Source organism: Paracoccus sp. S4493 (assembly GCF_000967735.1).
In the GTDB taxonomy this organism is placed as follows: domain Bacteria; phylum Pseudomonadota; class Alphaproteobacteria; order Rhodobacterales; family Rhodobacteraceae; genus Paracoccus; species Paracoccus marcusii.
On sequence record NZ_JXYF01000004.1, the window covers coordinates 1 to 14275 of the forward strand.

Sequence of the window (14275 nt, forward strand, 5' to 3'; positions counted from 1 at the left end):
CGCGCCGGTGCCGTCGGCGGCTGGCGCCTGGCGCGGACGGTGATGACGCATCTGATCGCCACCGGCGCGGTGGCGGCCGGGGACGACCTGATCCACACGATGGCGGGGGGCGGCATCCTGGCCAAGCTGTCGCGCCGTTTCGGCGAAGGTTTGGTGAACGGCGCGCTGACCGCCCGCGTGGGCATCGCCGCGATGGAGGTCTGCCGTCCGCTGCCGTTCCTGTCCCAGCCCCGGCCCAAGGTCGGAAACCTGGTCAGCCGCGCGCTGACCGGCCTGTTTTCGAACGATGACGCCCGCTAGTCCAGCGCCAGCTTGTATCCGACATGTGACGGGACGAACCCCAGCCCGTCATAGAACCGGTGCGCATCCGTGCGCGACCGGTCCGTCGTCAGCTGCACCAACGCGCAGCCCCGTGCCCGGCATTCCGCGATGGCCCAGTCCATCATCGCCCGGCCCAGGCCCGCGCCGCGATGGCTGCGGACGACACGCACCGCCTCGATCTGGCCACGCAGCGCGCCGCCGCGCGCCAGCCCCGGGATGAAGGTCAGTTGCAGGGTGCCGACCACCCGGTCCCCGTCCTGCGCCACGGCCAGCATCTGTGCCGGATCGGCGTCGATCAGGTCGAAGGCCGCACGATACCGGGCGGCATCCGCCGGGTCCTCTCGCCCGGCGCCCAACTGATCGTCGGCCAGCAGGGCAAGGATCGCGGGCAGGTCGGCCGCGGTGGCGCGGCGGAACGCGGTCACGGGGCCTCGGCCGGCAGGTCGGGCGCGTCTTCGGTGGGGGCCATGTCGGTCGATCCCTGGTCGGCCTCGATCAGGCGATTGTCCTGCCATTCGCCCGACGCGATCTGGCCGGTGGCATAGCGCATGACGCCCTGCCCCTGGCGCTTGCCCGCGGCAAAGGTGCCCTCGTACCGGTCGCCGTTGCCATAGGTCGCGACGCCGGTGCCGTCGATCTCTCCCGCCTTCCAGCCGCCTTCATAGATGAACCCGTCGGGCGTGGTCAGGCGACCCTGGCCCTCGCGCAGCCCGTCCACGAAGCTGCCGGTATAGACCGTGCCGTCGGGATAGGTGGCCTGCCCCTCGCCGTGGCGCTGGCCGTCCTTCCAGGCACCGGAATAGACATAGCCGTCGGGATAGGACATGCGCCCCTGCCCGTCGTTGCGCGCGTTGCGAAAGCCCCCCTCATAGACCATGCCGTTGGCATAGCTGGCCTTGCCCTCGCCCTCGATCACGCCCTCGGACCACTGGCCCTCGTAGGTCGAGCCGTCGGCATAGGTGATCTTGCCGGTGCCGTCGGGCCGGTCGGCGCGCATCTGGCCCAGATAGACGGACCCGTCGGGATAGGTGATCTGGCCGCGGCCCTCCATGCGGCCTTCGGACCATTCGCCGACATAGACATAGCCGTCCGCGCCGGTGAACGTGCCTTGGCCGTGGCGGCGGTCATCGGCGAAATCGCCGTCATAGACGTCGCCGTTGGCATAGGTCGCGACACCCTTGCCCTGCCGACGCCCGCCCTGCATCTGGCCCTCGTACCGGTCGCCCGTCGGCTGGACCAGAACCCCCGACCCGGACATCTGACCCGCTGCCCAGACCCCTTCGTAGGTCAGCCCGTCCGACATCACCAGCTTGCCCTGTCCCGCGCGCTGGCCGGCCAGCATCGCGCCCTCGTAGGTGGCGCCGTCGGGATAGGTGATCTTGCCCTGCCCCTCCTTGACGCCGGCGTTCCAGTCGCCCTCGTAGCGATAGCCGTTGGCCTGGGTCAGCACGCCCTGCCCCTGATGCAGGCCGCTGACGAACTGGCCCTCGTAGACGGACCCGTTGGCATAGCGGGCGACGCCCTGCCCGGTGATCTCTCCCTCGGCCCAGGCGCCTTCGTAGGTGCCGCCGTCGGCATAGGTGATCTTGCCCTGGGCATGCGGCTTGCCGCCCGTGAACTGGCCCTCATAGACGGACCCGTTGGGAAACGCGGCGCGGCCCTGGCCCATGATCTGGCCCTCGACCCAGTCCCCCTCGTAGCGATAGCCGTTGGGCAGGACATAGCTGCCCTGGCCGTGCTGCAGCCCGTTGCGGAAGGTGCCTTCGTAGACGCCGCCATCGTCGTACTGCTTGGTGATGACCTGAGCGGCCGCAGGGCCTGCCCAGATCGCCAATGCCAAGGCCGTTCCGATTGCCGCTTTCATCGCCTGTCGCCCCTTACGGTGTTTTGCCGCAGGTTTACCCCGGAAGGCACCCATGCGCAAAGGCCGACTTTTCCTTGGCCGGGCGATCCTCTATCCAAGGGGCCACACAACCGGGGTGCCCGTGATGACCGACCGTTTCCGCCTGACCATCGGGCAGCTGAACGCCACCGTGGGCGACCTGGACGGCAATGCCGCCCGCGCGCGCGATGCCTGGGAACAGGCGCGCGATGCAGGCGCCGACATGCTGGCCCTGCCAGAGATGTTCATCACCGGATACCAGACCCAGGACCTGGTGCTGAAGCCCGCCTTCACCGCCCAGGCCGAGGATGCGATCATGGCCCTTGGCACGTCGCTGACGGGCGGCCCCGCCATCGGCATCGGCGGGCCGTGGCGCGACGGCGACCGTCTTTACAACGCGTGGTGGGTGTTCCGGGACGGGGCGCTGGTGGCGCGCGTGCTGAAGCATCACCTGCCCTACAAGCAGCTGTTCGACGAATTGCGCCTGTTCGACAGCGGCCCGATCAGCGGCCCCTATCCGGTTGGCGCGGCCCGCATCGGCAGCCCGATCTGCGAGGACAGCTGGTACCCGGACGTGGCCGAGACGCTGGCCGAGACCGGGGCCGAGATCCTGGTCGTGCCGAACGGCAGCCCCTATCACCGCGACAAGCTGGACCTGCGCATGGGCCATATGGTCGGCCGCGTGGTCGAGACGGGCCTGCCCCTGGTCTATGTGAACATGGTCGGCGGCCAGGACGACCAGATCTATGACGGGGCGAGCTTCGTTCTGAACCCCGGCGGCCACAAGGTCGTGCAGCTGCCCGCCTTCCAGGAGGCGGTGGTGCATGTCGATTTCACCCATGGCCCAGACGGCTGGCGCGCCGAACCGGGCGTGATGGCGCCCCAGCCCGACGCGTGGGAACAGGATTACCATGCGATGATGCTGGGCCTGCGCGACTATCTGCGCAAGTCGGGGTTCCGCAAGGTGCTGCTGGGCATGTCGGGGGGCATCGACAGCGCCCTGGTCGCCACCATCGCCTGCGACGCGATCGGGCCGGAAAACGTGCGCTGCGTGATGCTGCCGTCGGAATACACCTCCCAGGCCAGCCTTGAGGATGCGGCCGATTGCGCGACGCGGCTTGGCGCGCGGCTGGACACCGTGCGCATCGACGGGGCGCGCGACGCGGTGGGGGATGCGCTGGCGCATCTGATGGAGGGCACCCAGCCCGACATCACCGAGGAGAACATCCAGTCCCGCCTGCGCGGCGTGATGCTGATGGCGCTGTCCAACAAGTTCAACGAGATGCTGCTGACCACCGGCAACAAGTCCGAGGTCGCGGTGGGCTATGCCACCATCTATGGCGACATGGCGGGCGGCTATAACCCGATCAAGGACCTCTACAAGACGCGGGTGTTCGAAACCTGCCGCTGGCGGAATGCCAACCATCGCGACTGGATGATGGGCGCGCCCGGAGAGGTGATCCCCCAGCGGATCATCACCAAGCCGCCGTCGGCCGAACTGCGCCCCGATCAGCGCGACGACGACAGCCTGCCGCCCTATGAGGTACTGGACGCGATCCTGGACGGGCTGGTGGAACAGGATCTGTCGCTGGCCGACCTGGTCGCGCGGGGGTTCGATGCGGACACGGTGCGGCAGGTGGAAAAGCTGCTCTATGTCAGCGAATGGAAGCGGTATCAGGCCGCACCGGGGCCACGCATCTCGACCCGCGCCTTCTGGCTGGACCGCCGCTATCCGCTGGTGAACCGCTGGCGCGACCGGCTGTAGATTTCAGAACTCCAGCCAGGTGCCCAGCCGGACGGCCTGTTCGGACGGGCCGGACAGGGGATTGACCATGCCCAGTTCCACCTTGACCGGGCCGGGCACGTCGAAGACCAGCGACGACATCAGACGGGCGGAATATTCCTCGTCCTGGGGGTGCTCCAGCCACAGGCTGTTGATGACCATCAGCCCGTCGCGCGGACGCAGGCCCAGGGTCACGTCGGTCTTGATCACCCGTTCGGCGGTCAGGAAGCTGGCGGCAAAGGACGGGCGCATGGGCGCGCGCGGGTCCGGCGCGCTGCCGGTCATCTTGGCCAGCACCTGCGCGGTGATCCAGCCCCGGTCGAAACCGCGCCCCCAGGACAGCGCGCCCTGGACCACCGGCAGGGTAAGGTCGTTCCGCCGGATCACCCCCGCGCCCGATTGCATCGCAAAGCGGTTTGGCCCCTGACCGTCGTCCAGCGCGCGTTGCAGCCACAGGACGGCACTGGTCTCCGCCTGGTCGGCGCGGCCCAGCTCCATCCCCAGCGTGGTGCGCGGCGTCAGCCCGTATTCGGCATAGGCCGAGGCATAGCTGCTGCCCGCGCGATTGCGTTCCCCCGACAGCGACAGGAAGGTCCGCCCGGCCTCGCGCGGCCAGGGCCCGGCCTGCACCGCGGCGGGCAGCATCAGCGCCAGGAACAGGACAAGTCTGATCATCGGCCGGCCCTTTCATGCCACGGGTCGCACCAGATCTGGCACAACCCGCGCGTGCGGGCGAGAGGGAAACGATCCGTCAGGGGATCTCGATCTTGCCTACCAGGGGAACGTCGTCCTGGGGACCGACGGTGTGGCGCTCGATCATGCGGTGGACCAACGGGTCGGTGTCGCCTTTGTGCAGCGCGCGCAGGGCCACTGCGACCTCGGCATCCGACTTGGTGCGGCGCAGGTTGTGGCGGACATATTCGTCCCAGGTCGCGATGTGATAGCTTTCGCTCCACTGGTCGGGATGTTCCAGATCGCGCAGCAGCGACCAGTTGCGCGCCCCGTCCCGCCTGCGGATGTTGCGCCGCCGCTGCATCAGGCGCAGGAATTCCGGCACATCGGCTTGGTCGATGCGGTAATCGACCATCACCATGATCGGCCCCGACCGCCCCCGCAGGTCCAGCATCAGCGCGGGCTCGCGGAAGCGGTTCACCGGATCCAGATCGACCGCCCCGAATTCGGGCGCCCGCAGCCAGAACCCGATGGCAGCCCCCAGCAGCAGCACACCCCCGGCGGCCGTCAGCGCCGCATCCAGGCCCTGCGTGCCCGCCACCATGCCCCAGATCCAGGCGCCCGCCGCCATGCCGCCGAAGGTCGCCATCTGGTAAAGCGCCAGCGCGCGGGCCACGACCCAGCGCGGCGTGGACAGCTGCACCGTCACGTTGAACAGCGACAGCGCCAGCACCCAGGACGCCCCCGCAGGCAGCATCGCCGCCGCGTGCAGCCAGACCGACTGCGTCTGGCCCAGGACCAAGGCCGAGACCGCAAAGCCCGCAAAGGCCATGCGCACGACGTTCTCGTTGTTCAGCCGGGCGCGGATGCGGGGGTTCAGCAGCGCCCCGCCGATCGCGCCGACGCCATAGCATCCCAGCAGGCCGCCAAACAGCAGCGACCCCCCCTCGGGGTGGCTTTTGGCGACCAGCGGCAGCAGCGCCAGCACGGCGATGGCGGCAAAGCCGAACAGCGCGCCGCGCGACATCACCCGCAGCAGGTTGGGCGACAGCGCGACATAGCGCAGGCCCGCCCCCATCGCGGCCATGAACGGCTCTGGCGTGGTGACGCGCGGCGCCAGCTTGGGCTTCCATTGCGACATCGCCCCCAGCAGCGGCAGATAGCTGATGGCATTGACCGCAAAGGCAGCCGACGCGCCCAGCGTGGCCACGATCAGGCCGCCCGCCGCGGGCCCCACGCTGCGCATCAGGTTGAAGCCCACGGAGTTCAGGCTGACCGCCGCGGGCAGGTCCTTCCGGTCGACCAGATCGCCCATGCTGGCCTGCCAGGGCGGGTTATAGACCGCCTGCCCCGCCCCAAGCAGGAAGGTGAAGCCCAGCAGCAGCCACGGCGTCAGCCCCCCCGTCCAGGCTACCGCGGCCAGGGCCAGCGACACCACCGCCATGAAGATGAGCGCGCCCATCAGCAGCGTCTTGCGGTCAAAGATGTCGGCCAGCGCCCCCGCCCCGATCGCCAGCAGCATGATCGGCAGCGTGTTCGAGGCCTGCACCAGCGCGATAAGCGTGGCGCTGTCGGTCAGCTGGGTCATCAGCCAGGCCGCGCCCACGGCCTGCACCAGGCCGCCGAAATTCGACACCAGCGTCGCGCTCCACAGCAGGCGAAAGTCGCGATAGCCCAGCGGCGCCAGCGCGCCGGTCCGGGCGGGGACGGTGGTGGGGTCTGTCGAAGGGGTCACGGATCGGCCTTTCCAGCGGCGGGCATCGCGGTCAGCCTAGGCGGGCACCCGCGAACCCGCAACGCCGGCGCCCGCCCGATCGCCGCAAAGTTTTCGCCTGCACATGAAACCCGAAGACACGCCAAGTTGTTCATTAGGCGCATAAAGGTGATCCACCTGACGCCGTAGCGCCACAGAGATCGGGCGCAGACGCGGCACGGACCCCGTCGAGGGTGGCTCGGGGTTGACGCGGATCGGCGGGCGGCCTCATGGAAGAACATGCGAATCGCGCCCGCCTTGCGGCGCAACAGAACAGATGCTGCCTCGGAACCGCCTCTGCCGGCGCGACCGACGATGAACAAGGAACAAGCAACGATGCGCCTCGCTTCCCTTTTCGCGGCGCTGGCCCTGGGGCTGGCGGCCTGCGGTCCCTCGCAAGAGACCACGACCCCCACCGCCCAGCAGCCGGTCGAGATCCCCGAGATCTACAAGGCCCGCACCGACCGCGGCCCGGACGGAGAGCCGATTCCTATCGCAGCCGTCCGCGCTGCCTATCTGAACGACCGCAACACCCGCCAGCTGGTGTCCTATAACGGCACCGAGGCCCCCGGCACCATCGTCGTCGACCCCTATGCGCGCGTCCTCTATCACGTGCAGCCCGGCGGCCAGGCGATGCGGTACGGCGTGGCGGTGGGGCGCGCGGGCCTGACCTTCGAAGGTCGCGCCACGATCGCGCGCAAGGCGGCCTGGCCCAGCTGGCGCCCGACCGACAACATGCTGCGGACCGAACCCCAGCTTTACGGCCAGTTCGCGGGCGGCCTGCCCGGCGGCATGCAGAACCCCCTGGGGTCGCGCGCGCTGTACCTGTACCAGGGCAGCGTCGACACCTATTACCGCATCCACGGCACGCTGGACCCCTCGTCCATCGGCAAGGCCACGTCGGCGGGCTGCATCCGGATGTTCAACCAGGACGTCATCGACCTGTTCGAACAGATCCCCACGGGAACCGAGGTGATCGTCCGTTCGCAGGCCGAAAGCGTCGCGATGGAAGGCCCGATGCAGGAAACGCCCGAAGGCTATGTCGTGCCCGCCGCCGCGGTGCAACCGACGGCCGACCCGGCCGTGACCGCGCAGGTCGCATCCGCGCCGATGCAAACCGCGATGGTCGCATCCGCACCGGTCGAATCTGCCGTGCCGACGGGGTTCACCGATCCCTATGCCGCAATGACGGCGGTTCCGGCCGCGACCTCGGTCCAGCCGTCGCTGGTCAGCGATCCGTTCGCCACCGATGCGGGCTTCGTCTCGCCGGTCGAAAGCGCCGTGCCCTCGCGGTAACGGGGCGGCCACGCCTGCGAAAAGATCAGGGGGCTCCGGTTGCGACCGGGGCCCTTTCCAATTGCAAATGCGCCGATTCCTGCGCACAGTCCTGCCGAACACATCATCCGTCCGCCAAGGGTCCCGCGAATGCCGAATTATGCCAAGCGCGAACAGGAACTGCTCAACCCCGATCAACTGACGCTGGCCGAACAGAGCCGCCATCCCGCGCTTGGGGCGCTGGACGATGCGGCGTTGCTGACGCTGATCGACGCGCTGCGCGCCGCCCGCGCCGAGGCGACGACCGCCGAGGGCGACCCGGCCCCGGCCGAGATGCTGCGCGCGGCCCTGCGCCGGACCGACATGGAACGCCGCAAGCGCCGCCTTGCCGCGCCCGGCACCCCCTCCGCCGCGCCGGCGGCGGCCAAGGCGGCGGCCAAACCTGCCGGTGCCAAGCCCGCGACCGCCAAGCGCAAGCAGGCGACCGTGCCGCGCACCCCCGCCGACCGCAAGTCCGCCGAGACGCGCAAGACGGACCTGCGGACCGAACCGCACCGCATTCCCAAGCGCGGTGCAAAGGCCGCGCCCGCCCCGGCCGACGCCGTGGCAGAGCCCGCGACCACCGCGACTGCAGGCGACGACAAGGCGCAGAAATCCGCCAAGCAGGCGGCCCGCAAGGCCCAGAAGGATGCCGCCAAGGCCGTCGAGAAGGAAGCCGCCAAGGCCGCCCGCAAGGCGGAGCGCCAAGCCGCCAAGCAGGCCCAGAAGGCCGAGGCTAAAGCCGCCAAGGCCGCCGAGAAGGAGGCCGCCAAGACCGCGCGCCGCGCCGCGCGCAAGGCCGAACGTCAGGCCGAGACCCCCGAGGCCAAGGCCGCGCGCAAAAGCGCCAAGCCCGCCAAGGACAAGCCCGCAAAGGCGAAGTCGGTCGACACCAAGCCCGCCAAGAAATCCAAGTCGAAGAAGTCCAAGTGATCGTCCGCCCGCGCACCGGGCGCGGGCAGATGAACGGCCCGTCGCGATGATGACCCTTTTCAGACATCTTGGTGCCGCCGTCGTGGCGCTGTGCTGCGTGGCCGCGCCCCTGTCCGCGCGCCCCGCCATCGACGCCGCCCAGGGCCTGCCCCCGCCCCGCACGTCCGAAGACCTGCGCTGCAGCGATGACGGGCGCGACTGCATCGCGCGCGACAGCTATGCCGCGGATGTCTGCAAGCTGATCGAACGCAATGCCGCCGATCACGGCCTCGACCCGGCCTTCCTGGCGCGCCTGCTGTGGAAGGAGAGCCGGTTCGAACCTTCTGCCGTCAGCCCGGCGGGCGCGCTTGGCATCGCGCAGTTCATGCCGGGCACGGCCGATCTGTATTGGCTGGACGATCCGTTCAACCCGGCCCAGGCCATTTCCAAGGCCGCGTGGTATCTGGGCCAGCTGCGCGACCGGTTCGGCAATATCGGCCTGGCCGCCGTCGCCTATAACGGCGGAGAGAACCGCGCGGCGCGGTTCATCGCGCAGGCCACGACCCTGCCCTATGAGACGGTCGACTATGTCGAATCGATCACCGGGTTCAGCGCGCATCGCTGGCGCGACAACCCCCCGCCCCAGCAGGAGGTCAAGCTGGCCTTGGCCGACGACCAGGCCTTTCGCCCGGCCTGCGAACGGATGGCCGGCGACCGGTCGCTGCGCGAGTTCAACACCCAGCCCCCGGCGATGCCCTGGGGCGTGGTCGTGGCCAGCCATCCCAGCCAGGCGGGCGCGGCCCAGCAGGTCGCGCGGCTGAACCGCACCCTGCGTCCGATCCTGACCGACGGGGCGCGGGTGGGCTATGTCCGCAAGCGGCTGAACAGCATGCCGCGCGCCGTCTTCACCGCGCAGGTCGGCTATTCGTCGCGCGACGAGGCCACGCGGTTCTGCAACCGGTTCAAGTCGCTTGGCGGGCGCTGCATCGTGCTGAAGAACTGATCACAGAAAGCTTTGTGGGTCGATGTCCACGGACAGGCGCATGTTCGAGGGCAGCTTGACCCCCGCCAGCCAATCGGCGATCGCCGCCTGCAGCGGCGCCTGACGCGGCGCGCGGATCAGCATGCGCATGCGGTGGCGTCCCCGCACCCGCGCGATGGGCGCAGGCGCCGGCCCCCACAGTTCGGCCCCGACCTCGGCCAGGGGGGTGGCCAGACCGGCCAGATGGCGCGCGAAATCGGCAACCGTGCCCAGGTCCGGATGGGACAGGATGATCCCCGCCAGCCGGCCAAAGGGCGGCATGCCCGCCGCCTGACGGCCCGCGGCCTCGGCATCCCAGAACGTCTCGTCCTGGCCCGACAGGATGGCGCGGATCACCGCATGGTCGGGCTGGTGCGTCTGCAGAAGCGCAACCCCCGGCGCCGCCCCCGACTGCCGCCCGGCCCGCCCGGCCACCTGGCGCATCAGCTGAAAGCTGCGCTCCGCCGCGCGCAGATCGGCCCCCTGCAGGCCCAGATCGGCATCGACCACGCCGACCAGCGTCAGACGCGGAAAATTGTGTCCCTTGGCCACGATCTGCGTGCCGATGATGATGTCGGTATCGCCTTCCGATATCTGGGCGATCGTCTCCTTGAGCGCGCGGGCGGAATGGAACAGGTCCGACGACAGCACGGTGGCCTTGGCGTCGGGGAACCGTGCCGCGACCTCCTCGGCGATGCGTTCGACGCCGGGGCCGATGGGGGCCAGCTTGCCCTCGACCCCGCAGCTGGGACAGGCGGTGGGGATGGGGCGCGTCTCTCCGCATTGGTGGCAGACCAGGCGGTTCTGGAACCGGTGCTCGACCATCCGCGCATCGCATTGATGACAGCCGATCTGCTCCCCGCAGGCGCGGCAGACGGTGACCGGCGCAAACCCGCGCCGGTTCAGGAAGATCAGGGATTGCTCACCCTTGGCCAGCCGGTCGGTCACCGCCTGCGCCAGCGTCGGAGAGATCCAGCGCCCCTGCTCCATCGCCTCGGCGCGCAGGTCGATGGCGGCCATCTGCGGCAGCTCGGCCTCGCCATAGCGGGATCGCAGGTCCAGGCGTGCGTATTTCCCGGTCGCGGCGTTCACCCAGCTTTCCAAAGACGGCGTGGCCGAGGCCAGCACCACCTGCGCGCGGTTGATGGAGGCGCGCAGCACCGCCATGTCGCGGGCGCTGTAATAGACGACGTCCTCCTGCTTGTAGCTGCCGTCATGCTCCTCATCGACGACGATCAGGCCCAGATCGGCAAAGGGCAGGAACAGCGCCGAACGCGCGCCCACGACCAGCCCGACCTGACCGCGCCCGGCCATGTGCCACAGCCGGCGGCGTTCGGTGCGGGTGATGCCGCTGTGCCATTCGCCGGGCCGCGCGCCGAACCGCGCCTCGACCCGGTCCAGAAATTCGGCCGACAACGCGATTTCCGGCAACAGGACCAGTGCTTGCCGCCCCTGCGCCAGGCATTCGGCCACGGCCTCCAGATACACCTCGGTCTTGCCCGACCCGGTGACCCCGCGCAGCAGCGTGGTGCCGTAACCGCCCGCCCGGATCGCGCCGCGCAGCGTGTCGGACGCCGCCTGCTGATCGGGGGCCAGGGGTTTGCCCGGCCGCGTGGGGTCCAGCGCGGGATAGGGCAGATCGCGCGGTGCCTCGATCTCGGCCAGGGCACCGCTGGCGACCAGGCCCTTGACCACCGAGGTGCCGACCGCCGCCAGCTGCGCCAGTTCCGAGGCCGCGAAACTGGCCCCGCCGTGATCGGCCATGACCTGCAGCACGCGGGTCCGCGCCTCGGTCGCGCGGCCGGGCTGGCCGGTGCCCGGCACGATGATCCGCCGCGCGGCGGGCGGCTGGTCGATGTCGGGCGCGCGGGTGGCCATGCGCAGCATCAGCGGCAGCGGCGTCAGCGTGTATTCCGCCGCCCGTGTCAGGAAATCCAGGAACCGCGCGTCGAAGGGCTGTGCGTCCAGCACGCGGGCGACGGCGCGCAGCTTGGCCAGGTCGAAATCGCCCTTGCCCGGCCCCCAGACCAGCCCAAGCACCCGGCGCGGCCCCAGGGGCACCAGCACCAGCTGTCCCTGGCGCACGCCCTCGTCGGGCGCCAGATAGTCCAGCACGCCGACCGTCTCGGCGGTCAGCACCGCGATGCGGGCGCGGGGGGGGAAGAATTCTGGCGGGGTCATGATGGCGCGATAAAGACGGGGCCGCGCGCCGGTTGCAAGCCCCCGCATGGGTTGTGCCCCTTCCCGCCCGCCCCCATCTGCAGTATCACCCAGACAAACGCACCCTGAGGAGACGCGCCATGAAATTCTTTGTCGACACCGCCGATATCGCCGCGATCAAGGAGCTGAACGACCTGGGCATGGTCGATGGCGTCACCACCAACCCGTCGCTGATCCTGAAGTCGGGCCGTGCCATCGCCGAGGTCACGGCCGAGATCTGCGCCATGGTCGAGGGTCCCGTCAGTGCCGAGGTCGTGGCCGAGAAGGCCGGCGACATGATCGCCGAAGGCCGCCACCTGGCCAAGATCGCGCCGAACGTCTGCATCAAGGTGCCGCTGACCTGGGACGGCCTGAAGGCCTGCCGCGTGCTGTCGGACGAGGGCCACAAGCTGAACGTCACGCTGTGCTTCAGCCCGGCCCAGGCGATCCTGGCCGCCAAGGCAGGTGCGACCTTCATCAGCCCGTTCATCGGGCGCCTGGACGACATCCATCTGGACGGCATGGACCTGATCGCCGACATCCGCGAGATCTATGACAACTACGGCTACGAGACCGAGATCCTGGCGGCATCGATCCGCACGGTGAACCACATCGTGGACGCGGCCAAGATCGGCGCCGACGTGATCACCGCGCCGCCCTCGGTCATCAAGTCGATGGCGAACCACATCTTGACCGACAAGGGTCTGGCGCAGTTCAACGCGGACTGGGCCCAGACCGGCCAGAAGATCCTCTGATCCGCGCCCCCCGGAGAGACCCGCATGACCGACGCGCTGGACCCTGAAACCCGCGACCGGCTGCTGGCCGATCCGGGCGCGATCCTGGCCGACCGGGACCTGATGCGGGCCCTGGTCGCCGCACGCGAGGCCGAGGTCGGCGACAACGTCATCGACATCCGCGGCCGCGCGATGCAGGCGCTGGAGACCCGGCTGGACCGTCTGGAATCCACGCATGAAAGCGTGATCGCCGCCGCCTATGACAACCAGTCCGGCATGGCGGTGATCCACCGTGCCGTCCTGGGCCTCTTGGAGACGGCCGACCTGGCCGACTTCATCGCCGCCCTGCAGACCGACATCGCCCCCCTGCTGCGCATCGAGACGCTGCGCCTTGTGGTCGAGGACGATCCCGCCCTGGACCTGCCGCGCGATGCGGTGGCGGTCCCGCACGGCACCATCGACCGCATCCTGACCGCCGGGCGACGGGCGCCGCGTGGCGACGACATCGTGTTGCGCGCGGCCCTGGTGGTGACCCGCCCCCTGCATGGCCGCACCATCGCGTCCGAGGCGTTGCTGCCCCTGGACCTGGGTCCGGCGCGGCCGCGCACGGTGCTGCTGATGGGCAGCAGCGATCCGACGCGGTTCATGCCCGCGCATGGCACCGACCTGCTGCGGTTCTTCGGCCAGGTGTTCCGCATGGCCCTGCTGGCGCGGTTGCCCGGATGATGGCCCCGGCCACGGCCGACGCCCTGAACCGCTGGCTGGAGACCGAGGCCGCGGCCCGCGACCGGTCCGACCATACGGTGACCGCATACCGCGCCGATCTGGTCGCGTTCCTGCAGTTCATCGCGGCCCATTGGGGCGAACCCGTCCCCCCCGCGGCCCTGGCCCGCCTGCGCCAGGCCGACATGCGCGCATTCGCGGCGTCCGAACGCGGCCGGGGTCTGGGCGCGCGGTCGCTGGCGCGACGCATGTCCGGGGTGCGGTCGTTCCTGCGCTGGATCTCGGACCGCGAGGGGCTGGACCTGTCCGCCGCCCTGTCGACCCGCAGCCCGAAATACAGCCGCAGCCTGCCACGGCCGCTGACCCCCCTGCAGGCCCAGGACACGCTGGACCGCGTGGCCGATCACGCGACCCCCTGGGTGGGCGCGCGCGACCTGGCGGTGCTGACCCTGCTGTGGGGATCGGGGCTGCGCATCTCCGAGGCGCTGGCGCTGGAGGGTACGGACTGGCCCTTTCCGGAAGGGCTGATCATCCGCGGCAAGGGCGGGCGCGAACGGCAGGTGCCGGTCCTGCCGGTGGCCCGCGACGCGATCGCGGCCTATCTGCGCCTGTGCCCCTGGGGGCACCGCACCGACGCGCCGCTGTTTCGCGGCATCCGCGGCGGCCGCCTGACCGCCAGCGCGGTCGAGGGCGCGATGCGCCAGGCCCGCGCGGCCATCGGCCTGCCGGCCAGCGCGACGCCCCATGCCCTGCGCCACAGCTTTGCCACGCATCTTCTGTCCGCGGGCGGCGATCTGCGCACGATCCAGGAACTTTTGGGCCATGCCAGCCTGTCGACCACCCAGGTCTATACCGGGGTGGACGACGCGCGGCTGATGGCCGTCTATCGCGCCGCGCACCCGCGCGGTTGAACCCCGGCGCGCCCGCAGGCGTTTGCCCCATCATCCACCAACGAGGCCCC

General features: G+C 70.1%; 13 protein-coding genes. 8 read left to right on the forward strand and 5 right to left on the reverse strand.

What is annotated here, in order from left to right; translation table 11 throughout:
• A partial coding sequence (locus tag TW83_RS01070) for a YcjF family protein (RefSeq protein ID WP_045980925.1) occupies positions 1–300 on the forward strand: 300 nt, incomplete at its 5' end.
• On the opposite strand, the gene TW83_RS01075 is transcribed toward TW83_RS01070, so the two are convergent.
• Together TW83_RS01075 and TW83_RS01080 are read right to left on the reverse strand one after the other, a co-directional pair.
• Entirely contained in the window at positions 297–746 is a 450-nt protein-coding gene (locus tag TW83_RS01075) for a GNAT family N-acetyltransferase (RefSeq protein WP_045980926.1), read from the reverse strand. The genes TW83_RS01070 and TW83_RS01075 overlap by 4 nt on opposite strands.
• Positions 743–2185 (reverse strand): 2-isopropylmalate synthase, encoded by a 1443-nt coding sequence (locus TW83_RS01080; RefSeq protein ID WP_045980927.1) that lies wholly within the window; start codon positions 2183–2185, stop codon positions 743–745. Before TW83_RS01080 ends, TW83_RS01075 begins: the two co-directional genes overlap by 4 nt.
• Before the next feature lie 124 nt (positions 2186–2309).
• Here TW83_RS01080 and TW83_RS01085 point away from each other — a divergent pair, with 124 nt between their 5' ends.
• A complete protein-coding gene (locus TW83_RS01085) occupies positions 2310–3968 on the forward strand; it encodes an NAD+ synthase (RefSeq protein ID WP_045980928.1) in 1659 nt (552 codons plus the stop codon).
• 3 nt (positions 3969–3971) lie between these two features.
• Here TW83_RS01085 and TW83_RS01090 read toward each other — a convergent pair whose 3' ends face one another.
• Both TW83_RS01090 and TW83_RS01095 read right to left on the reverse strand, forming a co-directional pair.
• A complete protein-coding gene (locus TW83_RS01090) occupies positions 3972–4661 on the reverse strand; it encodes a hypothetical protein (protein ID WP_045980929.1) in 690 nt (229 codons plus the stop codon).
• A 76-nt stretch (positions 4662–4737) separates the two neighbouring features.
• Entirely contained in the window at positions 4738–6345 is a 1608-nt protein-coding gene (locus TW83_RS01095; RefSeq protein WP_255352764.1) for an MFS transporter, read from the reverse strand.
• Positions 6346–6747: 402 nt separating this feature from the next.
• Here TW83_RS01095 and TW83_RS01100 point away from each other — a divergent pair, with 402 nt between their 5' ends.
• The 3 genes from TW83_RS01100 (at position 6748) to TW83_RS01110 (ending at position 9640) form a co-directional block, all read left to right on the forward strand.
• Entirely contained in the window at positions 6748–7707 is a 960-nt protein-coding gene (locus tag TW83_RS01100; RefSeq protein ID WP_071209457.1) for a L,D-transpeptidase, read from the forward strand.
• 129 nt (positions 7708–7836) lie between these two features.
• The gene (locus TW83_RS01105) at positions 7837–8658 is read left to right on the forward strand and encodes a hypothetical protein (RefSeq protein ID WP_052714543.1); all 822 of its coding nucleotides are present in this window, start codon (positions 7837–7839) and stop codon (positions 8656–8658) included.
• 49 nt (positions 8659–8707) lie between these two features.
• On the forward strand, positions 8708–9640 hold the full coding sequence (locus tag TW83_RS01110; protein WP_045981002.1) for a lytic transglycosylase domain-containing protein: 933 nt from the start codon (positions 8708–8710) through the stop codon (positions 9638–9640).
• Here TW83_RS01110 and TW83_RS01115 read toward each other — a convergent pair whose 3' ends face one another.
• Positions 9641–11839 (reverse strand): primosomal protein N', encoded by a 2199-nt coding sequence (locus TW83_RS01115; RefSeq protein WP_045981003.1) that lies wholly within the window; start codon positions 11837–11839, stop codon positions 9641–9643.
• 119 nt (positions 11840–11958) lie between these two features.
• Here TW83_RS01115 and fsa point away from each other — a divergent pair, with 119 nt between their 5' ends.
• Genes fsa through TW83_RS01130 form a run of 3 tightly spaced genes read left to right on the forward strand, consistent with a single transcriptional unit; the run spans position 11959 to position 14225 of the window.
• The gene (fsa, locus tag TW83_RS01120) at positions 11959–12612 is read left to right on the forward strand and encodes a fructose-6-phosphate aldolase (protein ID WP_045980931.1); all 654 of its coding nucleotides are present in this window, start codon (positions 11959–11961) and stop codon (positions 12610–12612) included.
• A 24-nt stretch (positions 12613–12636) separates the two neighbouring features.
• Positions 12637–13317, forward strand: coding sequence for a DUF484 family protein (locus tag TW83_RS01125; RefSeq protein WP_045980932.1), 681 nt, complete (start codon positions 12637–12639; stop codon positions 13315–13317).
• A complete protein-coding gene (locus TW83_RS01130; RefSeq protein ID WP_045980933.1) occupies positions 13314–14225 on the forward strand; it encodes a tyrosine recombinase XerC in 912 nt (303 codons plus the stop codon). Before TW83_RS01125 ends, TW83_RS01130 begins: the two co-directional genes overlap by 4 nt.
• The last annotated feature ends 50 nt before the right edge of the window (positions 14226–14275 follow it).